This window comes from Pseudorhodoferax aquiterrae (assembly GCF_014652235.1).
Classification (GTDB): Bacteria; Pseudomonadota; Gammaproteobacteria; order Burkholderiales; family Burkholderiaceae_C; genus Pseudorhodoferax; species Pseudorhodoferax aquiterrae.
Genome location: NZ_BMYK01000025.1, coordinates 75,623 through 100,215, shown reverse-complemented (window position 1 = coordinate 100,215; position 24,593 = coordinate 75,623). Strand labels below are relative to the sequence as shown.

Sequence of the window (24,593 nt, the reverse complement as noted above, 5' to 3'; positions counted from 1 at the left end):
AGTATTTCAGGCCCTCCACCCCAACACCTCAACCATACAAGCCAGTTCCGCGGCTGCACTGGCATGGCCTGCTCCGCGGCCACTCGACAAGCGCCCTGCGTGCCGGTGCCATGCCCTGCGAGCGGCGTGTCAGCGCCGCGGAGCACTGAGAAAGCATGCCCAAGGCCGCGGCCTGGCAGCGCCTGCTGCTGCACGAGGAGCTCGTCGATGCCGAGCGCGGTGCCGACACCATGCGGCCCGTGCGGCGCGCCCAGCTCGAGCTGCTGCTGCAGAAGTTCAGCCTGTCGGCCTCCATCGCGGCCGCGCTGTACGCGCTGGCGTTGTGGGTGCTGTTCTACGCCCTGGGGGGCTCGCCGCGGGTGCTGGTCTGGGCGGCGCTGGTGCACGGCGTGCAGGCGCTGCGCTACAGCCACACGCGCCGGCTGCTCGCGCGCGGACCGGTTCCCGATGCCGAACTGGGGCCGGAACTGCACCGCCAGACCCGGCTGCTCTGGATGCTGGGCGGTGCCTGGGCCATGGCGCCCTGGTTGCTGATGCGCCATGGCGACACCGCTTCCATGGCGCTGATGGCGGTGTTCATCGTCGGCATGGTGTCCAGCGCGGCCGCGGTGCTGAGCTCGCACCGCCAGACGGTGGCCGCCTTCGTCGTGCCGGCCATGACCGGCCTGGTGCTGGCGCTGGCCTGGTCGGGCGGGCTGATCGGCTGGATCATGGCGCTGGCGCTGACGCAGTACACCTCCACCTTGATCAAGTGGACGGCGCAGCAGGTGGACCTGCTGGTCGATTCGCTGCAGGTGCGCTTCGACCGCGAAGACCTGGCGCAGCGCCTGGCCGAGCAGGTCGAGCGCGTGGAGGCCGGCAGCCGCGAGAAGACGCGCTTCCTGGCCTCGGCCAGCCACGACCTGCGCCAGCCGCTGCATGCCGTCTCGCTGTTCACCGCCGTGCTGGAGCATGCGCTGGCCCGGGGCCCGCAGCGCGAGACGGTGGCGCGGCTGGCGCATGCGGTGCGCATGCTGGGCACCTCGCTGGACGGCATGCTGGACGTGTCGCGCCTGGACGCGGGCGCCGTGCAAGCGCGCATCGAGACGCTGGGCGTGCACGCGCTGTTCGTCTCGCTGCAGAACACCTACGGCGTGCGCGCCCAGGACAAGGGCCTGCGCCTGCGCATCCGCGCACCGGGCGACCTGCATGTGGCCAGCGACCGGCTGCTGCTCGAACGCCTGCTCGGCAACCTGCTGGACAACGCCATCAAGTACACGGAGCAGGGCGGCGTGCTGGTCGCGGCACGCCCGGCGCGCCTGCCCGACGGCGGCCAGGCCGTGCGCTTCGAGATCGTGGACACCGGCATCGGCATCGCACCGGCCCAGCAAGGCCAGGTGTTCGAGGAGTTCTACCAGGTCGGCAATCCGCAGCGCGACCGTGCCCAGGGTTTGGGGCTGGGCCTGTCCATCGTGCGGCGGCTGTCGGCACTGCTGCAGCACCCGGTGCAGCTGTGCTCGCGCCCCGGCCAGGGCACCCGCGTTCGTTTGCTGGTGCGGGCCGTGCCGCCGGTGGCGCCGTCCAGCAGCGCGCTGCCGCAGCGGCCGCGCCGGGCCGTGCAGCTGCCAGCGCATGTGCTGGTGCTCGACGACGAAGCCGTCAGCGCCATGGCGATGGCGTCCTGGCTGTCGGCCCAGGGCTGCCAGGTGCGCGTGGCGGCGGACGTGCCGGCCGCGCGGACGGTGCTGCGCCAGCATCCGGAGATCGGGACCGTGGTGGCCGATTTCCGCCTGCCGGGCAGCGAGAGCGGGCTCGATTTCCTGGTCGAACTGCGCCGTGACCTGCCCGCGATGCGCGGCCTGCTCGTGACCGGCGAGACAGCACCCGAACGCATCGCCGCCATCCGCGCCAGCGGGCTGCCCTGCCTGTTCAAGCCGGTGCAGCCCGAGCGGCTGGTCGAGGCCCTGGCGCACTGACGACGGCCAGGGCGGCCGAGACCTGCAGCAGGGCGAGCACGACGAAGAAGGCGCCCGAACTCGGGGCCGCGACCAGGTCAGCGTGCGGCCGGCGGACCAGCAGACCGGCCAGCAGGGCGGGTGCGAATGCGTACAGCGCCTGCGACAGCGCCACGCTGCGCGCGACCACGCGGGACGCGTCGGCAGGTGCGAACTCCAGCTGTGCGATCAACGGCGGCAGTGAAGTGGCATTGCCGATGCCGAGCCCGAACAGCATGGCGCCGCAGAGCACCAGCGCCGTGTGTTCCATGCCGGCCCAGCCCAGCAGCAGCGTTCCCGCGGCCTGCACGGCGTAGCTGGCCGCGGCGGCGCGGCGCCGGTCGACGCGACGCGCCAGCAGCCACGCCATGGCGAAGCGGCCCGCCATGCCGCACCCGGCCGCCAAGGCCATGGTCCAGCCCGCCTGCCGCGTGCCCAGGCCGGCCGCGAGCAGGGAGAACAGCTGGGACATCAGCCCGATCTGCGCGAACAGGCCCAGCGCCATGGCCGCAGCCAGGGTCAGGAAGCCACGGTCGCGCCATAGCGCCGTGCATGCGGGCACCGTGGTGCAGGCCGGCGCCTGGCCGGCAGGGAGCCAGGCCAGTTCACGGTTGGCGATCGACAGCACCACGCTGAGCATGGCAAGGCCGACCAGCAGGGCCGCGGCAGGAAAGCCGGCACGGTCGATCAGCACGGGCCACAGCGGTGAGAAGACCAGACCGCCGACGCTGGCGCCGTTGTAGGCCTTGGCCAGGGCCAGCGGCCGTCCTACGGCAAACCACGGCGCGACGATGGCATGGATGCCTGCGGCGCCCAGCGGCACCCAGCCGGCCCCGGTGCACATGGCGGCCATGAAGAGCTGCCAGGGCGCGTCCGCGGCAGCCCAGCCCAGCACGCCGGTGGCCAGCAGCGCGGACCCGGCCACCGTCGTGGCGGGAATTCCGCAGCGCCGGTGGATGGCCGGAAGGGCGGCGGCGATGCCTGCGCCGCACAGGAAGTGGCAAGTGAGCGCCGCGCTGCCCAGCGTCAGCGGCCAGCCCGTGCGCGCCAGCACCGCATGCAGGAAGACCGGTGGCCCGTAAAAGCCCACGCCCCAGCCGAACAGTGCCAGCACGAATGCGGCGCGCACGACGGCGCGGCCAGGGCCATGGAAGCGGGGCGGGGCGGGGACAGACGGCATGGTGTGTGCAACGGAATGCGGGGCGGCCCGCGATGGCCCCGATGCTGCGTGGCATTGCGCACGCGATGCTTCGCTGCGGAACGAAACGTCCGGCAGGCGCGCTGGGGTAGGCTGCAGCCGGAGCGACACCATGAACACCAACCAGATTGCCCGGATTGCTTCCCTGCTCGGCGAGCCCGCACGCACGGCCATGCTGCTGCAGCTGATGGACGGCCGCTGGCTCACCGCGACCGAGCTGGCCGGGGCGGCGCAGGTGTCGCCGCAGACCGCCAGCCGCCATCTGGCCCAGTTGGTGGCCGCCAGCCTGCTGCGCGTGGAGCAGCGCGGCCGCCACCGCTACCACCGGTTGGCGTCGGACGAGGTGGCCAGGGTGCTGGAAAGCCTCATGCAGATCGCCGGCCAGGCGCCGCTGCAACGGCCCGTCGTGCCCGGCCCGCGCGAACCGGCGCTGCGCATGGCGCGCATGTGTTACGACCACATCGCCGGCCGCCTCGGGCTGGCCATCGCCGAACGGCTGCAGGCCGAGCGGGCGATCGAATTCGATGGCGAGGCCGGCCTCGTCACGGAGCGGGCCGGGCCGGTGCTTGCGCGCTGGGGCCTGTCGCTGGCGCCGGAGCAGGCGCCGACGCGGCGCGCCCGGCCCGACTGCCGGCCCTGCCTGGACTGGAGCGAGCGCAAGCCGCATCTTGCAGGCCGGCTCGGTGCGATGGTCTGCGCGCACTGCCTGGACCAGGGGTGGCTGCGTCGCGAAGCGGGCAGCCGAGCCCTGTGCATCTCGGCGCGCGGCGCAGCCGCATTGCGCGGCCTGCTGGGCCTGGAGGCCTGGCGCAAGGTCGCGGAGGAAGCGCCGGGCAGCTGAGCGGGCCTCAGAACGTGTGAATGAACCGATCGCGCCCACGACGGGGCGCGGCGGGCCGCAGGCGTAGGCGCGGGCCGCAGTCCGGGCTCGTGCCCGGGCAAGGACCGCAACGCCCGCATGCGGCCTGGCGCGCCCCGGCCCGAAGGGCGAGGCCCCGAGCGCAACGAATATGATGGAAACGGCTGCTCATGGGGGGCCTCGCGTGGATGTGAGCGGTTCGTTCACACGTTCTCAGCCCTTCTGGAACATCTTCAGCACGCTGGAGAAGTCCAGTGCGCCATGGCCGGCCAGGCTGTGCGCGGCGTACAGGTTGCGCGCCAGGCCGCCCAGCGGCGTGGAGGCGCGCACGGCGGCCGCGTTCTCCTGCGCCAGGCCCAGGTCCTTGAGCATGAGGTCGGTGCCGAAGCCACCCGCGTAGTTCTTGGAGGCGGGCGCGGTTTCCATGACGCCGGGCATGGGGTTGTACTTCTCGAGCGCCCAGTTGCCGCCCGAGCTGCGGCGCATGATCTCGGACAGGACCTTGGGATCCAGCCCGTTGGCCACGCCCAGCGCCAGCGCCTCGGAGGTGCCGACCATGAGGATGCCCAGCAGCATGTTGTTGCAGATCTTGGCGGTCTGGCCGGCACCGGCATCGCCCGCATGGAAGATGTTGGCGCCCATCTTCTCGAGCACGGGGCGCGCGCGCTCCAGATCGGCCGTGCTGCCGCCGACCATGAAGGTCAGCGTGCCGGCGATCGCGCCGCCGGTGCCGCCCGAGACCGGGGCATCGATCACGGCGATGCCGCGCTTGCGGCCTTCCTCGGCCACCTTGCGCGAACTCGCGGCCGCGATGGTGCTACTGTCGATGACCAGCGTGCCGGGTGCGATCTGGGCCAGCAGTCCCTTGTCGCCCAGGTACAGCGCTTCCACATGCTGACTGGCCGGCAGCATGCTGACCACGACTTCGGCGCCGTCCAGCGTGGCGGCCGCCGTGGCGGCGATGGCCAGGCCATCGGCCGCGTACTTCTTGCAAGCGGCTTCCGAAAGGTCGAAGCCGCTGACCTGGTGGCCGGCCTTGTGCAGGTTCATGGCCATGGGGCCCCCCATGTTGCCCAGGCCGATGAAGGCGATCTTCATGTGCTTGTCTCCTTAGGTTCTTGGTTCAGACGAGGCCGACGAGTTCGGGCGCCATCTCGCCGCGCGGGCGCAGGTGGTCCTCGACGAAGGCCGGCGTGATCTCGGCCAGGCTGGCCGGGCTCCACTTCGGGTTGCGGTCCTTGTCGACCAGCACGGCGCGGATGCCTTCGGCGAAGTCCTTGTGTGCGCAAAAGCCCAGCGAGGCCCAGTACTCCAGCCGGAACACTTCGGCCAGCGACATGCGCGGCACACGCTGCCACAGCGCGAAGCTCAGCGCGATGGAGCTCGGCGCGCCCTTGGCGAAGGCCTTGGCCGCGCCCTGCAGCCAGGCGTCCTCGCTGTGCAGCGCGTTCAGGCGCGCGGCGATCTCGAGCAGGTCGTCGCCGGCCATCAGCGCGTTGATGGCGTCGAAGTGCTCACGCAGCTTGGAGGCCGGCGCCTGCGCGCCTTCGCCGGCAGCGGTGAGCAGGCGCGAGAGCAGTGCGCGGTTGGCCGCGGCATCGTCGCCCCAGTCGGCGGTGGCGATGTCGGCCAGCACTTTCGGCTTGCGCTCGTGTGGCACCAGGTGGTCGGCCTGGCCCACGAACAGCGCATCGTTGGCGTTGAAGTTGGCAGCCGTGAGCGCGAGAAACAGGCCGGTGCGGCCCGGCATGCGGCGCAGGAACCAGCTGCCGCCCACGTCGGGGTACAGGCCGATGTGGATCTCGGGCATGGCCAACCGGCTCTGGGGCGTGACCACGCGGTGCGAGGCGCCGGCCAAGAGGCCGATGCCGCCGCCCATCACGATGCCGTGGCCCCAGCACAGGAAGGGCTTGGGGAAGGTGTGGATCAGGTAATCGAGTTCGTACTCTTCGCCGAAGAAGCGCTCGGCGTACGCGTTGCGGGCCGGACCGCAGTCCAGCAGCGTCTGGTACAGCTGGCGCAGGTCGCCGCCGGCGCAGAAGGCCTTCTCGCCGGCCGCGTCGAGCAGCACGCCGGCGATGCCGGCGTCGGCAGCCCAGGTGCGCAGCTGCGGTGTGAGCAGCCGCACCATGGCCACCGACAGCGCGTTCAGCGAGGCTGGCGCATTGAGCGTGGCCACGCCGAAGCGCTTGCCATTGGCGGCTTGGATTTCGTTGAAGAGAACCACGGCTTCGGTCATCGGATGTCCACGTCGCTTTCGAGAAGTTTGCGCGCCACGATCAGGCGCATGATTTCGTTCGTGCCTTCGAGGATCTGGTGCACGCGTGTGTCGCGCACCAGCCGCTCCAGCGGGAATTCGCCCAGGTAGCCGTAGCCTCCGTGCAGTTGCAGCGCGTCGTTGCAGACGTTGAAGCCCGCGTCCGTCGCGAAGCGCTTGGCCATCGCGCAATAGGTGCTCGCGTCGCGGTGGCCGGCGTCGAGCTTGCTGGCGGCCAGGCGCACCATCTGGCGCGCGGCCACGAGTTCGGTCGCCATGTCGGCCAGCTTGAACTGCAGGGCCTGGAAACTGGCCAGCGGCTTGCCGAACTGCTGGCGCTCGTGCAGGTAGCGCCGCGCCGCGTCCAGCGCGCCCTGGGCCGCGCCCACCGAGCAGGTGGCGATGTTGATGCGCCCGCCGTCCAGGCCCTTCATCGCGATGCGGAAGCCTTCGCCTTCGGCGCCAAGCAGGTGGTCCGCGGGGATGCGCACGTTGTCGAACGCGATGGTGCGCGTGGGCTGGCTGTTCCAGCCCATCTTGTGCTCCTTCTTGCCGTAGGAGATGCCGGGCGCATCGGCCGGCACCGCAAAGGCCGAGACGCCGGCCGCGCCGCCGCCACCCGTGCGCGCCATGAGCACCAGCACATCGGTGGAACCGGCTCCCGAGATGAAGGCCTTGCCGCCGTTGATGACGTATTCGCCGCCCTGCAGCTCGGCACGCGTCTTGAGGTTGCCCGCGTCCGAACCCGCGCCGGGCTCGGTCAGGCAGTAGGAGGCCAGCTTGCGTCCGCTCGTGAGGTCCGCGCCCCAGCGCTCGCAGACGGCCGATGTGCCCCAGCTGCCCAGCATCCAGGTCGCCATGTTGTGGATGGTGATGAAGGCCGTGGTCGAAGGGTCCACGGCCGCCATCTGCTCGAACACCAGCGTGGCGTCCAGCCGCGGCAGGGCGAGGCCACCGATGTGCTCGGGTGCATACAGGCCGCAGAAGCCCAGGTCGCCGGCCTTGGCGATGGCCGCGCGCGGAAAGGTCTGTTCGCGGTCCCACTGCGCCGCGTGCGGCGCGAGTTCGTGCGCGGCGAATTCCCGGGCAGTCTCGGCGAAGGCCTGTTGATCCTCTGAAAGTTCGAAGTCCATGGACCCGAACTTACTTCAAGCTGATCGTGGTGTTCACACCCTGGGAGACCGTGGAATCGTCGAACCAGCGCTCGGTGATGGTCTTGGTCTGCGTGTAGAACAGGATGACCTGCTTGCCGTAGGGGCCCAGGTCACCAAGCTTGGAGGCGCGCGAGCCCGAGAACGAGAACAGCGGGACGGGCACCGGGATCGGCACGTTGATGCCGACCTGGCCCACGTCGATGTCTTCCTGGAAGCGGCGCGCCGCGGCGCCGGACTGCGTGAAGATGGCCGTGCCGTTGCCGTTGGGGTTGCTGTTGATGAGCTCGATGGCCTCGTCGATGGTCTCGGCACCGGCCAGGCACAGCACGGGGCCGAAGATCTCCTGGTCGTAGATGCTCATGCCGGGCTTGACGCCCGAGAAGATCGTCGGACCGACGAAGTTGCCCTTCTCAAAGCCGGGCACCGTGGGCTTGCGGCCGTCGAGGTCCAGCGTGGCGCCGTCGGCCACGCCGCGCTCGATCAGGCCGGTCACGCGCTCGTAGGCGGCGCAGGACACCAGCGGGCCCACGTCCACGCCCTTCTCGGTGCCGGCACCGATCTTGAGCGACTTGGCCTTCTCGACGAGGTCGGGGATCCAGTTGCGGGCCTCGCCGACCAGCACGGCCACCGAGACGGCCATGCAGCGTTGCCCGGCGGCGCCGAAGGCCGCGCCGGCCAGCGCGTTGAGCGTCTGCTCCTTGTTGGCGTCGGGCATCACGATGGCGTGGTTCTTGGCGCCCATCATGCATTGCACGCGCTTGCCGGCCAGGCTGGCGCGGTTGTAGACGTGGGTGCCGACCTTGGTGGAACCCACGAAGCTGATGGCCTTGATGTCCTTGTGGTCGCAGATCGCGTTGACGGCGGCCTCGCCGCCGTGCACCACGTTCAGCACGCCGGGCGGGATGCCGGCTTGCAGCGCCAGTTCGCACAGGCGCATGGTGACCATCGGGTCCTGCTCGGAGGGCTTGAGCACGAAGGTGTTGCCGGTGGCGATCGCCATCGGGAACATCCACAGGGGAATCATGGCCGGGAAGTTGAACGGGGTGATGCCGGCGCACACGCCCAGCGGCTGCAGCACCGTGTAGGTGTCCACGCCGCTGGCCACGTTGTTGGCCAGCTCGCCCAGCTGCAGGTTGCCGATGCTGGCGGCGTGCTCCACGACCTCCAGGCCGCGGAACACGTCGCCCTCGGCGTCGGGCAAGGTCTTGCCCTGTTCGGCCGTCAGGATCGCGGCCAGCTCGGCCATGTTCTCGCGGATCAGCTGCTGGTACTTGAGGAAGATGCGCGCGCGTGCGCCGATGGCGGTCTTGCGCCAGGTCTTGAACGCGGTCTTGGCGGAAGCGACGGCGGCGTCGATCTCCTGTGGCGTGGCGAAGGGCACCCGCGCCAGCACCTCCTGGGTGGCAGGGTTCACGATGTCGCGCCATTCGGTGCTGCGCGATTCGACGAATTTGCCGTCGATGAGCAGCTTGACGGTGGGGACGGCGGGCTCGGATTGGGGGAGGGCGGACATGGGCAGGTCTCCTGGTATCGGTTCGGGTCTCGGGACTGAGAAGCGCGAGCCATGCTACCTGTGCAAATTTCGATCGGCAATAGCAAAGCAAGCTGTCCGGCTCTGCAAATTTGCACAATACTCATGGCCCATGGACTGGGACCATCTGCGCTACTTCCTCGCGCTGGCGCGCACGCGCAAGCTCAGTGCTGCGGCGCGGCGGCTGGACGTGCAGCACACCACGGTGTCGCGCCGCATCCGCGCGCTGGAGCAGGCCGTGGGCGCGCCGCTGTTCACGCGCTCCGGTGGTGAATACCTGGTCAGCGAGGCAGGCCGGCGGCTGCTGCCACAGGTGGAGGCCATGGAGGCGGCCAGCCTCGCGGTGCTGGGCACCGCCCCGGCGCGCGTCGGCGAACTCTCGGGTGTGGTGCGTGTGGGGGCGACCGAAGGCTTCGGCACCGTGGTGCTGGCGCCTCTGCTGGCGCGCTTCGCCCAGGCGCATCCGCAGCTCGTGGTCGACCTGCTGCCGCTGCCGCGCAACGTCAACCTTTCGCAGCGCGAGGCCGACATCGTGGTCTCGCTGGAGCGGCCAGTGCGCGGCAACGCCGTCGCGGCGCGCCTGTGCGACTACGTGCTGCGGCTGTATGCCTCGCCCGACTACCTGGCGCAGCACCCGCCCATCCGCAGCCGCGACGACCTGCCGCAACACAGCTTCATCAGCTACATCGACGACCTCTTGTTCAGCAAAGAATTGCGCTATTTGGCGGAGCTGTGCCGCCCGCAACGCTACGCGCTGCGCAGCACCAGCGTGCTGGCCCAGCACCAGGCCGTGGCCCAGGGGGCGGGCATCGGCGTGCTGCCGGCATTCCTGGCAGACGGCGACACGCGCCTGTGCGCCGTGCTGCCCGACGAGGCGCAGTTCGTGCGCACCTTCTGGATGTCCATGCCCAAGGAGAACCGCTCCATCGCGCGCATCCAGGCCATCTGGAGTTTGTTGCGCTCATCTGTGCAAACAGATGAGAGACTGCGACCACTGGTCTGAATTGGCGACAGTTCTGTCGCGGCGCCTCACCATTGATGCGGTGGGATCAATAATTTTGCGTAATATGCCCTGATTCATGTAGCTGGAGTAGGGCGATGGACATCGACGCAGCGGTCGTTGCATGGAGGGAGCTCCTGGGCGCGGAGCAGGTGCTGCAGGCTCGGCAGGCACAAGATGCCTATGGCGCGGACACGGCCGCCAACGAGCGCGAGATACCGGCCGCGCTGCGCATCCTGGACAGCGGCTTGCTGCCCGAAGTGATGCGTATCGCGCAACAGCACAAGGTGCCTGTGCATCCCATCAGCACCGGCCACAACTGGGGCTATGGCACGGCGCTCCCTCCCGGCAACGGCTGTGTGCTGATCGACCTGGGCGGGCTGCAGAGGATCCTGCATTTCGACCCGGAGTTCGGTGTCGTGACCGTGGAGCCCGGTGTGACCCAGGGCATGTTGTCGGACTTCCTCGACGCGGGGCAACACCCCTTCCTGGTACCGGTCACGGGTGCGGGGCCGACCTGCAGCCTGCTCTCCAATGCGCTGGAGCGCGGCTACGGCGTCACGCCGATCACCGACCATTTCGCTGCCGTGACCGATGTCGAAGTCGTGCTGGCCGACGGCTCGATCTACCGCACAGCCATGCACGAGGCGGGCGGCGAGGAGATCGCGCGCCTGTTCAAGTACGGCATCGGCCCGTACTCGGTCGGTCTGTTCACCCAAAGCGCGTTCGGCATCGTGACCAAGATGAGCATCGTGCTGGCCCGGCGGCCGGAATGCGTCAAGGTCTGCCTGTTCAGCCTCAAGGACGACAGCCTGCTCGAGGCGGCCGCGGGCGCGATTCGCAACGTGCTCTCCAAGCTGCCGGGCACGGTGGGCGCGATCAACCTCATGAACCTGCACCGCACGCTGGCCATGTCGGCGCCGTACCCCGAAGACCGGCTTGTGAACGGACTGATTCCGCCCAATGTCATCTCCGAACTCGGCAGCCAGTACCAACTCTTCCCGTGGACCGGCTTCGGCACGCTGTACGGCACCAAGGGCGTGGTGGCGGCCGCGCAGAAGGAGATCAAGCGCGCGCTGTCGGGCATCGCCAGCCGGCTCATCTTCCTGACGCCGGCCACGGCCAAGACCCTCGCCAGGGCCGCGGCCCGGTTGCCGGGCGGGCTCGGTGAGCGCATCGGCAGCACGGCGCAGACCCTCGCGCTGTCGCTGGAGCTCGTGGCCGGCCGACCCAACGAAACGGCGCTGCCGCTGGCCTACTGGCGCAATCCGAACCCCCCGAAGGGCAAGTTCCGCGATCCGGCACGCGACGGCAGCGGTCTGATCTGGTATGCGCCACTGGTGCCGATGCGGCCGGCCACCATGCGCGCCTACGTGAAGATGGTGCACGAGGTCACGGCACGCCATGGCATCGAGCCGCTCATCACCTTCACGACGCTCAGCGACAAGCTCGTGGACAGCACCGTGCCCATCGTGTTCAAGCGGGACGATCCCAAGGCCGTGGCCGCCGCCAAGGCCTGCTATGACGAGCTCGTGCAGACGGGGCGCGCGGCCGGTTACTTTCCTTACCGCGTTGGCATCGGCGGCATGCAGACCGTTGTCGGCCTGCAGAACACGGCCAAGGCCTTTCACGCCCGGTTGCACGACTGCCTGGATCCCAACGGCATCCTCTCGCCCGGGCGTTACCGCTAGTCAGGCGCATGAAGGCGGATGACTGCGCAGCCGTGAACAAATTCACACTCCACTGTCATCAAAATTTACACATCCTTACGCGTTGCATTTGTAATATGGATTTGTTGAATTAAATCAATAAGTTAAAAAGTTTCAAATTGCTGGCACCGAATGTGCTTCCTCGGTGTGGAGGAGCGGCAGACGCCGCCCTCAACAACAGCAAGGACTACATATGAACGTGCTCAAGAAGACCCTCGCAGGCGCCGCGCTCGCCGCCGCAGCAGCCGTGTCCCAAGCCGCCATCGTCAACGTCGGTGGTGTCACGTGGGACACCGCCGCCGTGGATGCCAATGGCTTTTCTCTCGACTTTTCCGGCAACACCGCCTCCGTCCACCAGACGATCAACGCGCAAGGCGTGTTGAGCGGCACCGGTACGATCTCGGGCATCAACGACAACACGAACTTCTGCACCGGCTGCACGCTGACCTTCAGCTTCGGCGGTTTCCAGCTGGCCAGTGGCAGCCTGCCGTCCGGCAACGTCACGGGCACCTTCCTGCCGAGCTACTCCGGTGGGTGGGTCAACGTGATGGTGAACTACGCCAATGCGCCTTCCGTGCTGTGGCTCGGGATGGTCGGCCATGAAGTGGACGGCAGCTCGCTCGACGGCACCATCGTGACCCGCAACGGCACCGTCCGCTCGATGTTCGGCGGCGGTCAGCTCGACGTGGTCGGCGGTTTGGCCGCCAGCTACTTCGACACCAACACCATGACCGACGGTGCGGACTTCACCTTCGGCACCGTGTTCACGACGATCCTCAGCGCCAGGGACGCCTTCGGTTCCGGCACCTTCACGAGCAAGACCCGCGTGACCGAAGTGCCCGAGCCTGCATCGCTGGCTCTGGCAGGCCTGGGCCTGATCGGCCTCGCTGCGAGCCGCCGCAAGCAGGCCAAGTAAAGGCCTCTCCCCAAGCGGTCCAGCACACGCAGTTCCGCAGTCGCAATGCCCGGCAGGTCGCCCTGCCGGGCATTGCTTTTTCCGGCCTGGCGCGCCGTGGAAAAAGCGGGCTGACGGCTCAGATAAAATTTTCGAGCGCCAGCCGATGCGGCAGGGTGAACGCCAGCTCGCGCGGCGCATTCCGGCAGCGCATCCACCGCTGCGGCTTCAACCCAAGAACTCCCTTGCGCCTCAACTCCATCAAGCTGGCCGGCTTCAAGTCCTTCGTCGAGCCCACGAACTTCCTGCTGCCGGGGCAACTCGTCGGCGTGGTCGGGCCGAACGGTTGCGGCAAGTCCAACATCATGGACGCGGTGCGTTGGGTGCTGGGCGAGAGCAAGGCCAGCGAGTTGCGCGGCGAGTCCATGCAGGACGTGATCTTCAACGGCACGACCTCGCGCAAGCCAGCCAGCCGCGCCAGCGTGGAACTGGTGTTCGACAACGCCGACCACCGCGCCGGCGGCCAGTGGTCCCAATTCACCGAGATCGCCGTCAAGCGCGTGCTCACGCGCGACGGCACCAGCAGCTACTACATCAACAACCAGCCCGTGCGCCGGCGCGACGTGCAGGACGTGTTCCTGGGCACCGGGCTGGGCCCGCGCGCCTACGCCATCATCGGACAGGGCACGATCAGCCGCATCATCGAATCCAAGCCCGAGGAGCTGCGGCTGTTCCTGGAGGAGGCGGCCGGCGTCTCCAAGTACAAGGAACGCCGGCGCGAGACCGAAAACCGTCTGGCCGACACGCGCGAGAACCTGACCCGCGTCGAGGACATCCTGCGCGAGCTCAACGCCAACCTCGAAAAGCTCGAGAAACAGGCCGAGGTGGCGCAGCGCTACCACGCGCTGCAGGCCAGCGCCACGCTCAAGCAGCACCAGCTGTGGTTCCTCAAACGTGCCGACAGCGAGTCCGAGCAGGCCCGCATCCTGGCCGAGGTGGCGAACGCGCAGACCGCACTGGAGGCCCGCGTGGCCGACCTGCGCCACATCGAGGCCGAGCTCGAAACCGTGCGCCAGGCCCACTACGCGGCCGGCGACCTCGTCAACCAGGCCCAGGGCAAGCTCTACGAGGCCAGTGCCGAGGTCGGCAAGCTGGAAAGCGAGATCCGCTTCGTCATCGAAGGCCGCCAGCGTGTGGAGCAGCGCCTGGCCACGCTGAAGGAGCAGATCGGCCAATGGGGGATGCGGCGCGAGGACGCCGAGGCCGAGATCGAGACGCTGTCGGGCCAGGGCGAGCAGGCCGAGGAGGCCGCCGAACTGCTGGCCGCCCAGGTCGAGGAGCAAGCCGCGCGCCTGCCCGAACTGGAAGACGCGCTGAACCAGGCGCAGGCCCATGCCAACGAACAGCGCACGCGCGTGGCCCAGGTGCAGCAGCAGATCCAGGTGCTGGCGGCCGAGCAGCGCAACATCGAAGAGCAGTCGCGCCAGCTCAACCAACGCCGTGATCGCCTCGTGACCGACCAGCGCGCGCTGGCCATGCCCGACGAGGCGCGGCTGGCCCAGCTGCAGGAGCAGCTCGAAGCCGCCCAGGAGGCGGCCAGCATCGCCGATGCACGGCTGCAGGAACTGCAGGACAGCGTGCCCCAACTCGACGAGGAGCGGCGCACGCGTCAGCAGACCGTCAATGCCGAATCGGCGCGCGAGGCCGACCTCTCGGCCCGCGCCGAGGCGCTCAAGGCGCTGCAGGAAAAGGTGCGCACCGACGGCAAGCTCACACCCTGGCTGGCGCGCCACGGCCTGGACGGCCTGCAGGGCATCTGGAGCCGCATCCACATCGAGCAGGGCTGGGAAAACGCGCTGGAAGCAGCGCTGCGCGAACGCCTCGGTGCGCTGGAGATCTCGCGGCTGGACAGCGTCAAGGGCTTCCTGGGTCAGCAGGGCGCCGATGGGCCGCCGGCCAAGCTGGCCTTCTACAGCCCGCCGACGGCACCGGCCGCGCAGGAGGCTGTCGCGCTGCCGCGCCTGGCCGACCTGCTGCGCCTGGGCGATGCGTCGCAGCGCGCGCTGTTCGCCGAGTGGCTGCACGGTTGCTATACGGCACAGAGCTTCGAGGAAGCCCTGGCTCAGCGCGGCCAGCTGCAGCCTGGCGAGACCATCTACGTACGCGCGGGCCACGCGGTGGGCGCCCACAGCGTGAGCTTCTACGCGCAGGACTCCGAGCAGGCCGGTCTGCTGGCCCGCGCACAGGAGATCGAGAACCTGGACAAGCAGTTGCGCGCCCAGGCCCTGATCTGCGAGGAATCGCGCAGCGCGCTGGTGCGGGCCGAAGCCGCCTACGCCGACGCCGCGCAGCGCCTGGTCGGCGCGCGCCGCGAAGCCGCCGAAACCCAGAGCAGCGCGCACCAGCTGCAGGTCGAGACGCTGCGGCTGCAGCAACTGGCCGAGCAGGCCCGAGCCCGCAACGAGCAGCTGTCCGGTGACCTGGCCGAGGTCGATGCCCAGCTCGAGGATCTGCAGGAACGCCGCATCACGGCCGAGGCCCGCTTCGAGGAGCTGGACATGCAGCTGGCCGACAGCCAGGAGCGCCATGCCCAGCTGGACGAGCGCGTGATCGAGGCCCAGCGCCGCCTGGCCGAATCGCGCGAGCAACAGCGCAGCCTGGAGCGCCAGGCCCAGGAGGCGCAGTTCGCCCACCGCAGCCTGGGCGCGCGGCGCGACGAACTCGCGCGCGCCATCGCGATGGCCGAGCAGCAGGCCGGCGCGCTCGTGGGCGAGGAGGAGCGTGCACGCGAGGAACTTTCGCGCCTGTCGGACGCCGCGGCCCAGGCCGGGCTGCAGAACGCGCTGGCGCTCAAGCTCGAGCGCGAGGCGGCGCTGGGCGCGCAGCGCAGCGAATACGACGACCTCACGCAGCGCCTGCGCGCGAGCGACGAACGGCGGCTCAAGTTCGAGCGCGAGCTCGACCCGCTGCGCCAGCGCATCACCGAATTCCAGCTCAAGGAGCAGGCCGCGCGCCTGGGGCTGGAGCAGTACAGCCAGCACCTGACGGACGCCGGCGTGGACATGGCCCAGCTGGCCCAGTCCATCACCGAGGGCAATGTGCGCCTGTCGGGCCTGCAGACCGAGATCGACCGTCTGCACCGCGAGATCGTCGCGCTGGGCGCCGTCAACCTCGCGGCGTTGGACGAGCTCAGCGCCGCACGCGAGCGCAAGCAGTTCCTCGATGCGCAGATGGCCGACCTCACCGAGGCCATGACCACGCTGGAAGACGCGATCCGCAAGATCGACAACGAAACGCGCGAGCTGCTGTCGGGCACCTTCGACACCGTCAACGGCCACTTCGGCCGCATGTTCCCCGAGTTGTTCGGCGGCGGCAATGCGCGGCTCGTCATCACGGGCGACGAGATCCTGGACTCTGGCGTGCAGGTCATCGCCCAGCCCCCCGGCAAGAAGAACCAGACCATCCACCTGCTGTCCGGCGGCGAGAAGGCGTTGACGGCCATCGCGCTCGTGTTCGCCATCTTCCAGCTCAACCCCGCGCCGTTCTGCCTGCTCGACGAGGTGGATGCGCCGCTGGACGATGCCAACACCGAGCGCTATGCCAAACTCGTGAGCGCCATGAGCCGCGAGACCCAGTTCCTGTTCATCAGCCACAACAAGATCGCCATGGAGATGGCGCAGCAGTTGATCGGCGTGACCATGCAGGAGCAGGGCGTCTCGCGCATCGTGGCGGTCGACATGGAGTCGGCCCTGTCCATGGCCGACTCCTGATCCCCTTCAATCCAGAACAAGAGGAAACCGATGAGCAGCACGCTGCAGATCGGATTGGCCGTGGCCGGCGGCGCGGTGCTGGCCGGCATCGTGGCGCACAGCGCCTGGTCGTCGCGCCGCAACGCGCCGCGCAAACCCGATCCCGTCGTCACCGAACCGGCGGCCACCGAAGACATGGGCCAGGACGAGCGCCGCGAACCTGGCTTCGACGATGCCAGCCTGCCGCTGCCGGCCGCGCCCGAGCGCCGCGCCTCGCTGGACCCGTTGATCGACGTGATCGCGCCGATCGCGCTCGAAGGCCCGGTCTCCGGCGACGCCGTGCTGGCCGCGCTGCCGGCCACGCGCCGCGTCGGCAGCAAGCCCTTTGCGGTCGAAGGCCGCAACGTCAGCGGCGGCCAGTGGGAGGCCGCGCAGCTCGGCCAGCGCTACGACGCCTTGCAGGCCGGCGTGCAGCTCGCCAACCGCACCGGCGCGCTCAACGAGATCGAGTTCTCCGAGTTCGTCATGAAGGCCCAGGCCTTTGCCGACGCCATGAACGGCGCGCCCGAGTTCCCCGAAATGCGCGAGGAGGTCGCGCGCGCACGCGAACTCGACCAGTTCGCGAGCAGCCACGACGCCCAGCTCAGCTTCACGCTGCGCGCGCTGCACGCGGCCTGGAGCCCCGGCTACCTGCACCAGAACGCCGCGCGGCTGGGCTTCGTCGCCGGGCTGATTCCCGGCCGCATGGTGCTGCCCTCGGGCACGCCAGGCCTGCCGCCCTTGCTGGGCCTGGCCTTCGATTCGCAGGCCGCGCTGGCCGAAGACCCGGACCAGGCCGCGATCCGCAGCGTGACGCTGACGCTGGACGTGCCCCAGGTCGAACGTGCCGAGCAGCCCTTCGTGCGCATGCGCGAAGCCGCCACGGCGCTGGCCCAGGCCATGGATGGCGTGGTCACCGACGACGCCGCGCGCCCGCTCACACGCGAGGCCATGGACGTGATCGGCTCCGAACTGGAGCAGCTCTACGACACGCTGGACGCCCGCGAACTGTCGGCCGGCTCGGCGCTGGCGCGCCGCCTGTTCAGCTGATGGCGCCCGCCGAGCAGATCGCCCAGGCCCAGCAGCTCAAGACGCTGCTGCGCCGCTACGCGCACCGCTACTACGTGCTCGACGACCCGGAGGTGCCGGACGCCGAGTACGACCGCATCTACCAGCAGCTCGAAGCACTGGAAGCGGCCTGGCCCGAGCTCGTGACGCCCGACTCGCCGACGCAGCGCGTGATCGGCGCCGTGCTGGAAGGCCTCGCGCCCGTGCGCCATGCCGTGCCCATGCTGTCGATCAAGACCGAGACCGACACCACGCCGGCCGGGGCGCTCAAGTTCGACACCAGCGTGCGCAACGCGCTCAAGCTGGCCGACGATGCGCCACCGCTGGCTTATGCGGCCGAACTCAAGTTCGACGGCCTGGCGATCAACCTGCGCTACGAACAGGGCGAGCTCGTGCAGGCCGCCACCCGCGGCGACGGCGAGACGGGCGAGGACGTCACGCACACCATCCGCACGATCAAGTCCATCCCCAACTACCTCAAGCACGGCAACGTGCCGGTGCTGGAGGTGCGTGGCGAAGTCTTCATGCGGCGCGACGACTTCGAGGCCTTGAACGAACGCCAGCGCGAGAGCGGTGGCAAGACCTTCGTGAACCCGCGCAACGCGGCCGCCGGCGTGGTGCGCCAGCTCGACGCGGGGATCGCCCAGCAGCGGCCCTTGAGTTTCTTCGCCTACGGCCTGGGCGAGGTGCAGGGCTGGGACGTACCGGCCACGCATTCGGCCACGCTGGACGCGCTCGCCGCCATGGGTGTGCCGGTCAACCAGGACCGCCAGGTGGTGCAGGGCGCGCAGGGCCTGGCGGACTTTCACGCGCTGATCGCCGCCGCGCGCGACAGCCTGCCGTTCGACATCGACGGCGTCGTCTACAAGGTCGACGACCGCGGGCTGCAGCAGCAGCTGGGCTTCAAGTCGCGCGAGCCGCGCTGGGCCGTGGCCCACAAGTACCCCGCGCAGGAGCAGATCACGCGGCTCAACGGCATCGAGATCCAGGTCGGCCGCACCGGCAAGCTTACCCCCGTGGCCAAGCTCGAGCCCGTGTTCGTGGGCGGCACCACGGTCAGCAATGCCACGCTGCACAACCTGTTCGAGATCCGGCGCAAGCGCGTGCGTGTGGGCGACCGCGTGATCGTGCGCCGTGCGGGCGATGTGATCCCCGAGGTCGTGGGCGTGGTGCCAGGCCCGCGCGCAGGCTACGTGCCCAACTTCCGCATGCCGCGCCAGTGTCCGGTCTGCGGCAGCGCCGTGGTGCGCGAGCCCGACGGCGTGAACCACCGCTGCTCGGGCGGGCTGTTCTGCCCGGCCCAGCGCAAGCAGGCACTGCTGCACTTCGCGGGCCGGCGCGCCATGGACATCGAGGGCCTGGGCGACAAGCTCGTGGACCAGCTCGTCGACGGCGGCCTGATCCGCACGCTGCCCGAGCTCTACAAGCTCGGTGTGGGCAAGCTCTCCATGCTCGAGCGCATGGCCGACAAGAGCGCCATGAACCTCGTGCAGGCGCTGGAGGCGAGCAAGACCACCACGCTGGGCCGCTTCCTCTATGCCCTCGGCATCCGCCATGTCGGCGAGTCCACGGCCAAGGACCTGGCCAAGCATTTCGGCCGCCTGGACGCCATCATGGACGCCAGCGTCGCGCAATTGCTGGAGGTCAACGACGTCGGCCCCATCGTGGCCCAGAGCCTGCGCACCTTCTTCGACCAGCCGCACAACCGCGAGGTGGTGGAGCAGCTGCGGGCGGCCGGCGTGCACTGGCCCGAATCCGAAGGCCTGGCCGCCCAGCGCGTGCCGCTGCCGCTGGCCGGCAAGACCTTCGTGCTGACGGGCACGCTGCCCACGCTCACGCGCGATGCGGCCAAGGAGATGCTGGAAGCGGCCGGCGCCAAGGTGGCGGGTTCGGTGTCCAAGAAGACCGACTACGTGGTGGCGGGCGAAGAGGCCGGCAGCAAGCTCGAGAAGGCGCAGGCCTTGGGCATCACGGTGCTGGACGAGGCGGGCATGCTGGCCTTGCTGGAGCAGGCGCAGACATAATTGCCGCCATGGACCCGGCGGCCGTTCTCCAATTGCTGGCGCTGCACAAGCGTGCCATGGCCGAGCGCTTCGGCGTGCTCGACCTGGCCCTGTTCGGCTCGGTCGCGCGCGGCCAGGCTTCGGAGCGCAGCGACGTCGATCTGCTTGTGCGCTTCGACGGCCCCGCCACATCGGAGCGCTACTTCGGCCTCATGTTCTACCTGGAGGACCTGCTGGGGCGGCCCGTGGACCTCGTGACCGACAAGGCCTTGCGGCCGGAGTTGCGCCCCCACGTGGAGCGCGACGCCATCCATGTCTGAGCCCGCCGCGGCGCGCGAGTGGCGCTTCTACGTCGACGACATGCTGCAGTTCTGCAGGAAGGTGCAGAGCTATACGGCCGGCATCGGACAGGCGGCATTCGTGGCCGACGCCATGCGTTACGACGCCACGGTGCGCAATCTCGAACTGCTGGGCGAAGCCGCCATGCGCATCCCCGAGCCCGTGCGCACCGCCCACGCCGAGGTGCCGTGGCGTCTCATCGCGGCGACGCGCAACCGGCTCATCCACGGCTACCTGGGCATCGACAACGACATCCTGTGGAGCCTGATCCAGGTCGAAGTGCCCAGGCTTGCCCACCAACTGCGCGCGCTGCGCAACGAGCCCGATTCCCCATGACCGTACGCGACATCCTCAAGATGGGCGATCCGCGCCTGCTGCGCGTGGCCCAGCCCGTGCCCGCCACGTCCTTCGACTCCGACGCGCTGCACCTGCTCGTGTCCGATCTGTTCGATACCATGCATGCCGTCAACGGTGCGGGCCTGGCCGCGCCGCAGATCGGCGTGGACTTGCAGCTCGTGATCTTCGGCAGCAAGGACCGCAACCCACGCTATCCGGACCGCCCACTCGTGCCCGTCACGGTGCTGTGCAACCCCGTCATCACGCCGCTGTCGGCCGACGAGGAAGAAGACTGGGAAGGCTGCCTGTCGGTGCCCGGCCTGCGCGGCGTGGTGCCGCGCTTCGCGAAGATCCGCTACACGGGCTTCGACCAGTACGGTGATGCGATCGACCGCACGGTCGAGGGCTTCCACGCCCGCGTGGTGCAGCACGAGTGCGACCACCTGATCGGCAAGCTCTATCCGATGCGCGTGCGCGACTTCACACGCTTCGGCTTCACCGACGTGCTGTTCCCTGGCATCGCCGCCAGCGAGGACGACTGAGCACCGCCGGTCTCGGCTAGGCGCCGCCGCGGCGCTTCGCTGTCCGAGGTCACGGCCGCGTCATGCGCGCGGCCTACGCTGGCATGGTGCGCTCACGCAGCGGTCCGCTGCACGCGCGCCTCATCCAATACCTCAGCCGACAGCCATGACCTCACGACGCAGCTTCCTGCGCGGCAGTGCCCACGCGGGCATCGCCGCCGCGACCTACGCAGCCTTCCCACCCGCCATCCAGCGGGCGCTGGCCATCCCGGCCCACAACGCCACCGGCACCATCCGCGACGTCGAACACGTGGTGATCCTGATGCAGGAGAACCGCGCCTTCGACCACTACTTCGGCACGCTGCACGGCGTGCGCGGCTTCGGCGACCGCTTCCCCATTCCACTGCCCGAAGGCCGCAACGTCTGGCAGCAGCGCCTGGCCAATGGCAACGTGCTCATGCCTTTCCACCTGGACGGCAGCCGTGGCAACGCCCAGCGCGCCAACGGCACGCCGCACGACTGGAACGACAGCCAGCTGGCCTGGGACAACGGCCGCATGGACCAGTGGCCGCGCTACAAGAACCCTATCTCCATGGGCTACTTCAAGGAAGCCGAGATCCCGTTCCCGTTCGCGCTGGCCAACGCCTTCACGCTGTGCGACGCCTACCACTGCGCGATGCACACGGGCACGGATGCCAACCGCTCCTTCTTCCTGACCGGCACCAACGGCGCCGTGCCCACCGGCACGGCCTTCGTCTCCAACGAGTGGGACTGGCTGGACGGCCGCGCCAGCGCCGTCAACACGGGCTACACCTGGACCACCTACGCCGAGCGCCTGGAAGCGGCCGGCATCAGCTGGATCAGCTACCAGAACATGCCGGACGAGTGGGGCGACAACATGCTGGGCGCATTCCGCCAGTTCCGCCGCGCCAACCTGGCCTCGGGTTACCCCGTCTCCAGCGGCGGCGCACCGAACAGCGCTTACAGCAACTCGGGCCAGGCCCTGCCGTACAAGGCTTACGACGCCGCCACCGACAACGTCAACAACCCGCTCTACAAGGGCATCGCCAATACGCTGCCCGGCACCTCGCCCGAGAACTACCTGGACGCGTTCAGACGCGACATCCGCGAAGGCAAGTTGCCCGCGGTGTCCTGGATGAACGCACCCTCGGCCTACTGCGAACACCCGGGGCCCTCGAGCCCGGTCCAGGGCGCCTGGTTCCTGCAGGAGGTGCTGGACGCGCTGACCGCCGTGCCCGAGGTGTGGAGCAAGACCGTGCTGATCGTCAACTTCGACGAGAACGACGGCTACTTCGACCATGTGCCCTCGCCATCGGCCCCCTCGCCGGACGGCAAGGGCGGCTACGCCGGCAAGACCACGCTGGCCCCGGCCGACCTCACGCCGGAGTACTACACGCACGGCAGGCCGCTGGGCAGCACGAGCCAGCCGGCCGCCGACGGCCGGGTCTACGGCCCCGGCCCGCGCGTGCCCATGTACCTGATCTCGCCCTGGAGCCGCGGTGGCTGGGTCAACTCGCAGGTGTTCGACCACACCTCTGTGATCCGCTTCCTGGAGGCCCGCTTCGGCGTGGCCGAGCCCAACATCAGCCCGTTCCGCCGCGCCGTCTGCGGCGACCTGACCAGCGCCTTCAACTTCGCCACGCCCAACAGCGAGACGCTGCCCCAGCTGCAAGGCCGCAAGAGCCGCGGCGAGGCCGATGCGCTGCGCGCTGCCCAGCAGCGGCTGGCACAGATCGCGCCGCCGTCGTCGCAGCAGGTCCCGGTGCAGGCCGAAGGCACGCGCCCCTCGCGCGCGCTGCCTTATGAGCTGGCGACCACCTGCGCGGTGCAGCCAGGCGCCACCATGGCGGCCGTGCGCGTGGCGCTGGAGTTCGCCAACACGGGCCGCCAGGCCGCCGTGTTCCATGTCTACGACCGCAAGGACCTGGCCGCCGTGCCGCGCCGCTACATGGTGGAGCCCGGCAAGACGCTGTCGGACCTGTGGACGCCGGCCGTGGGCGGTGCCTACGATCTCTGGGTGCTGGGCCCCAACGGCTACCACCGCCACTTCACCGGCAGCGCGCTGCGCGCGATCGCTGCCGGCCAGCCGCGGCCCGACGTGCAGGTGCGTTGCGACGCCGCCACCGGCGAGCTCGTGCTGCGCCTGGTCAACACCGGCACCGCGCCGTGCACCTTCAACATCGCCGCGAACGCCTATGCCGCCTTGAGCCAGAGCCACACGCTGGCGCCGCGCAGCGAGTTCGCGCTGCGCCTGCCCACGGCCGGCAACGGCTACTGGTACGACTTCAGCGCCACGGTGTCGGGCCAGCCCGACTACCTGCGGCGCTTTGCCGGCCGCGTCGAGACGGGCCGCCACACCGTCAGCGACCCCGCGCTGGGCCTGCGCTAACCCCCTTCACGAGAACCGACATGCATTCCATTCTTCGCGGCGTGATCGCCGGCACGGCCTTGGCGCTGTGCACCTCCTTCGCCTCGGCCACCGTGCTGCGCTTCGACGACATCGTGGGCCCGAACGGCTACGCCGCCGTGCCCGCCGGCTACGGCGGCCTGGACTGGTCGGGCAGCAGTTGGTCGGTCATCACCGCACCGGAAGCGCCGTTCACGGCGCATTCGGGCGATGGCCGCATCGTCATGGGCTGGGACGGCACGGACGCCACCAGCACCATCCGCTTCCTGGCGCCCACGGTGTTCGACGGTGCCTGGTTCGCCGGCTACGGCGAGGCCACGGTGCGTTTCGACCTGTACCTGGCCGGCGCGCTGGTCGGCAGCTCCGAGACGCTGGGGATGTCGGACACGCCGGCCTTCCTGGCCAGCGGCTGGACCGGCACCATCGACGCAGTGGTGGTGTCGAGCAACCTGCACGCGTTCTACGTGATGGACGACTTCAGCTTCCAGGACGCGCGCGAAGTGCCCGAGCCGGCCACGCTGGCCCTGGTGCTGGCCGGCCTGGGCTTGGCCGGCGCAGCACGACGCCGCCGCCGCGGCTGACCGCGGAAACGGGGGAACGCTCAGCCCCTGGCGATCCCCACGTCCGGCAGCACCGGCCGGTTGTCCAGGGCCTTCTTCATGATGGCCTCCACATGCGCCTTGTCCGCCGCTGGCAGCTCCAGCCGCGGCGGGCGCGTGCGGAAGGTGCCGCGGCCCATGATGTGCTCGCACAGCTTGATGCACTGCACCAGGTCGGGCCGCGCATCGAGGTGCAGCAGCGGCATGAACCACTCGTAGAGCGGCATGAGCTCGTCGAAGCGGCGGGCCTTCGCCAGGCGGAACAGCGTCTCGCCCTCCTTGGGAAACGCGTTGGACATGCCCGAGACCCAGCCCACGGCGCCCATGGCCACGCTTTCGACCACCACGTCGTCCAGACCCGCGAACAGCACGAAGCGGTCGCCGACCATGTTGCGCGTGTCGATGAAGCGGCGCGTGTCGCCCGAGCTGTCCTTGAAGCAGACGATGGTCTCGCAATCGGCCAGCGAGGCCAGGATGTCCGGCGTCACGTCGTTCTTGTAGATCGGCGGGTTGTTGTAGACCATGACCGGCAGGTCGGTCGCCTTGGACACGGTGCGAAAGTGCGCCGCCGTCTCGTGCGGCTTGGACGAGTAGAGCAGGGCCGGCATGACCATGATGCCGTCCACGCCGATGCGGGCGGCCTCCCTGGCCGTTTCGCAGGCGAAGGCGGTCGTGAACTCGGCGATGCCGCAGATCACGGGCACACGGCCCTTGGCCACGGCACGGCCGGCCTCCATGATGGCGACCTTCTCGCGGGTGCTGAGCGAGCAGTTCTCGCCCACGGTGCCGCAGACGATCAGGCCGGACACGCCGTCGGCGATCAAGGCGTCCATGACCTTGGCCGTGGCGTCCACGTCGACCGACATGTCTTCGCGGAACTGGGTGGTGACGGCCGGGAACACGCCCTGCCAGCTGACTTTGGGGCTCATGGTTTG

19 protein-coding genes are annotated in these 24,593 nt (G+C 69.5%); 13 read left to right on the top strand and 6 right to left on the bottom strand.

Features of this window, described 5'->3' with window-relative positions; all coding sequences use genetic code 11:
* Window positions 1–155: 155 nt before the first annotated feature.
* Window positions 156–1,955 (top strand): hybrid sensor histidine kinase/response regulator, encoded by a 1,800-nt coding sequence (locus IE209_RS26950; protein WP_189689962.1) that lies wholly within the window; start codon window positions 156–158, stop codon window positions 1,953–1,955.
* Here the strand turns inward: IE209_RS26950 and IE209_RS26945 are convergent.
* Window positions 1,909–3,153 (bottom strand): MFS transporter, encoded by a 1,245-nt coding sequence (locus IE209_RS26945; RefSeq protein ID WP_189689961.1) that lies wholly within the window; start codon window positions 3,151–3,153, stop codon window positions 1,909–1,911. The genes IE209_RS26950 and IE209_RS26945 overlap by 47 nt on opposite strands.
* A 130-nt stretch (window positions 3,154–3,283) precedes the next feature.
* Here IE209_RS26945 and IE209_RS26940 point away from each other — a divergent pair, with 130 nt between their 5' ends.
* Window positions 3,284–4,012 (top strand): ArsR/SmtB family transcription factor, encoded by a 729-nt coding sequence (locus IE209_RS26940; RefSeq protein WP_189689960.1) that lies wholly within the window; start codon window positions 3,284–3,286, stop codon window positions 4,010–4,012.
* A 231-nt stretch (window positions 4,013–4,243) separates the two neighbouring features.
* On the opposite strand, the gene mmsB is transcribed toward IE209_RS26940, so the two are convergent.
* The 4 genes from mmsB to IE209_RS26920 are packed head-to-tail and all read right to left on the bottom strand — an operon-like array spanning window position 4,244 to window position 8,954.
* Window positions 4,244–5,128 carry a 3-hydroxyisobutyrate dehydrogenase gene (gene mmsB, locus IE209_RS26935; RefSeq protein ID WP_189689959.1) on the bottom strand — a complete coding sequence of 295 codons (885 nt, stop codon included), beginning with the start codon at window positions 5,126–5,128 and terminating at the stop codon, window positions 4,244–4,246.
* 25 nt (window positions 5,129–5,153) lie between these two features.
* Window positions 5,154–6,269 carry an enoyl-CoA hydratase/isomerase family protein gene (locus IE209_RS26930; RefSeq protein ID WP_189689958.1) on the bottom strand — a complete coding sequence of 372 codons (1,116 nt, stop codon included), beginning with the start codon at window positions 6,267–6,269 and terminating at the stop codon, window positions 5,154–5,156.
* Entirely contained in the window at window positions 6,266–7,420 is a 1,155-nt protein-coding gene (locus IE209_RS26925) for an acyl-CoA dehydrogenase family protein (protein WP_189689957.1), read from the bottom strand. The genes IE209_RS26930 and IE209_RS26925 overlap by 4 nt, the downstream gene beginning before the upstream one ends.
* A gap of 10 nt (window positions 7,421–7,430) precedes the next feature.
* Complete coding sequence (locus IE209_RS26920) at window positions 7,431–8,954, bottom strand: CoA-acylating methylmalonate-semialdehyde dehydrogenase (RefSeq protein ID WP_189689956.1); 1,524 nt, start codon at window positions 8,952–8,954, stop codon at window positions 7,431–7,433.
* A 130-nt stretch (window positions 8,955–9,084) separates the two neighbouring features.
* Between IE209_RS26920 and IE209_RS26915 the strand changes: the two genes are divergently transcribed.
* From IE209_RS26915 to IE209_RS26865, 11 genes are all read left to right on the top strand, one after another.
* The gene (locus IE209_RS26915; protein ID WP_189689955.1) at window positions 9,085–9,975 is read left to right on the top strand and encodes a LysR family transcriptional regulator; all 891 of its coding nucleotides are present in this window, start codon (window positions 9,085–9,087) and stop codon (window positions 9,973–9,975) included.
* Between the two features lie 95 nt (window positions 9,976–10,070).
* Window positions 10,071–11,663: an FAD-binding oxidoreductase gene (locus IE209_RS26910; RefSeq protein ID WP_189689954.1), complete on the top strand. Its 1,593-nt coding sequence runs from the start codon at window positions 10,071–10,073 to the stop codon at window positions 11,661–11,663.
* A 211-nt stretch (window positions 11,664–11,874) separates the two neighbouring features.
* Window positions 11,875–12,597, top strand: coding sequence for a PEP-CTERM sorting domain-containing protein (locus tag IE209_RS26905; RefSeq protein ID WP_189689953.1), 723 nt, complete (start codon window positions 11,875–11,877; stop codon window positions 12,595–12,597).
* A 224-nt stretch (window positions 12,598–12,821) separates the two neighbouring features.
* On the top strand, window positions 12,822–16,346 hold the full coding sequence (smc, locus tag IE209_RS26900) for a chromosome segregation protein SMC (RefSeq protein WP_189689952.1): 3,525 nt from the start codon (window positions 12,822–12,824) through the stop codon (window positions 16,344–16,346).
* Window positions 16,347–16,376: 30 nt separating this feature from the next.
* Window positions 16,377–17,414, top strand: a complete 1,038-nt coding sequence (locus IE209_RS26895; protein WP_189689951.1) for a cell division protein ZipA C-terminal FtsZ-binding domain-containing protein — start codon at window positions 16,377–16,379, stop codon at window positions 17,412–17,414.
* Window positions 17,414–19,456, top strand: a complete 2,043-nt coding sequence (ligA, locus tag IE209_RS26890; protein ID WP_189689950.1) for an NAD-dependent DNA ligase LigA — start codon at window positions 17,414–17,416, stop codon at window positions 19,454–19,456. Before IE209_RS26895 ends, ligA begins: the two co-directional genes overlap by 1 nt.
* A gap of 8 nt (window positions 19,457–19,464) precedes the next feature.
* Entirely contained in the window at window positions 19,465–19,755 is a 291-nt protein-coding gene (locus IE209_RS26885) for a nucleotidyltransferase family protein (protein WP_189689949.1), read from the top strand.
* Complete coding sequence (locus IE209_RS26880; RefSeq protein WP_189689948.1) at window positions 19,748–20,110, top strand: HepT-like ribonuclease domain-containing protein; 363 nt, start codon at window positions 19,748–19,750, stop codon at window positions 20,108–20,110. Before IE209_RS26885 ends, IE209_RS26880 begins: the two co-directional genes overlap by 8 nt.
* Complete coding sequence (gene def, locus IE209_RS26875; RefSeq protein WP_189689947.1) at window positions 20,107–20,652, top strand: peptide deformylase; 546 nt, start codon at window positions 20,107–20,109, stop codon at window positions 20,650–20,652. The genes IE209_RS26880 and def overlap by 4 nt, the downstream gene beginning before the upstream one ends.
* Before the next feature lie 145 nt (window positions 20,653–20,797).
* Entirely contained in the window at window positions 20,798–23,041 is a 2,244-nt protein-coding gene (locus IE209_RS26870; RefSeq protein ID WP_189689946.1) for a phosphocholine-specific phospholipase C, read from the top strand.
* A 20-nt stretch (window positions 23,042–23,061) separates the two neighbouring features.
* Complete coding sequence (locus IE209_RS26865; protein ID WP_189689945.1) at window positions 23,062–23,640, top strand: PEP-CTERM sorting domain-containing protein; 579 nt, start codon at window positions 23,062–23,064, stop codon at window positions 23,638–23,640.
* A 20-nt stretch (window positions 23,641–23,660) separates the two neighbouring features.
* On the opposite strand, the gene IE209_RS26860 is transcribed toward IE209_RS26865, so the two are convergent.
* A complete protein-coding gene (locus IE209_RS26860) occupies window positions 23,661–24,587 on the bottom strand; it encodes a dihydrodipicolinate synthase family protein (protein WP_189689944.1) in 927 nt (308 codons plus the stop codon).
* Window positions 24,588–24,593: the final 6 nt, after the last annotated feature.